Below are 1,078 nucleotides of genomic sequence, written 5' to 3' on the forward strand. Positions count from 1 at the left end.
TCGGCATCCTGGACCGAGGACGAGTTGTGTCGCCGTCTGGGCGGGACGCTTTCCGGGCAGGACGCGGCGAGCGAGGCGCGGCGGGAATCAGGGGCCGCCGAGATCCTCGACACCTACAGCCCGGACCAACTGCTCGACGCCGTGACCGATGCCACCGTGCAAGCAGCCTTCCAGGCCGTCACGGCCGCCGACGAGCCGCAATCGCGGAACGGCACGTGGCGGTTGCTGCTGGCCCTCGCCAGGATCACCCCCCACCCCGCGGCCCAAGTCGCCGTCAAGGCCGTCACGGACCTGCGGGAACGTACAGCCTCGCTTCCGAAGGGCTCGATCGCCGGCGCGCCGACCGGCACGGCCCTGTGGTGCCGGGACGCCTACGGCACCCGGTTCGCCGTCACCGCGCCGTTCGCCGCCGCGGATGGCCCGGACCGGTGGTACCTGTGGGACATCGACGCCTGCGGCGGCGACGCGCTGACGGTCGGTGCCGGATACTTCCCCGATGCCGACCAGGCATTGGCATCCTGGCTGGCCGCGGTCGGACCGGACGCCACCTCCGGGTGCCGTCTCGAACCCGTCTCGGACCCCCACCTCGCCGCGCGGCTCCTCCCGGGCCTGGCGGGCTTCTTCCACCCCGGGGGCGAGTCTGAAGGGCAGTACGCGGAATTCCACCGCTGCCGCCGGCTGGCCCAAGAGCTCCACCGCTCGGACTTCCTGGACGCGAGCACCGCGACCGCCGGCACCCCCGCACCGGCACAGCCGGTCGGCAAGGACGCGTGGATCGCCGAGTTCGCGGCCTGGCGTGCCGAACTGCGGCCCGGCCACAACGCGGTCCCCGACGATTTCCCGGTCGAGGAGGGGGAGGAACCTCCCACCGAGGATGACATCTACCGGGAGCTGGCCGACGGCTGGTTCATCAGCGAATTCCCCGAACTCGCCCATGCCTGCTCCCCGCACCGGATCGCCCTGCTGGCCGCGCACATCCGCGACTACTACACCAGCGACTACGCACTGGTCGTCCTTGGCCTCGTCCCGGATCTGGCGGCCTGGCTCACCGAGCGCTCCGGATTGTCGGCCGCACTAG

General features: G+C 71.9%; 1 protein-coding gene. It reads left to right on the top strand.

Annotated elements, in window-relative coordinates; translation table 11 throughout:
• Positions 1–1,078: hypothetical protein (locus OTB19_RS43020; protein WP_267804300.1), on the top strand; the 1,078-nt coding region annotated here is incomplete at both ends.

The sequence above is a fragment of the Streptomyces sp. H27-H5 genome, from assembly GCF_026627505.1.
Classification (GTDB): Bacteria; Actinomycetota; Actinomycetes; order Streptomycetales; family Streptomycetaceae; genus Streptomyces.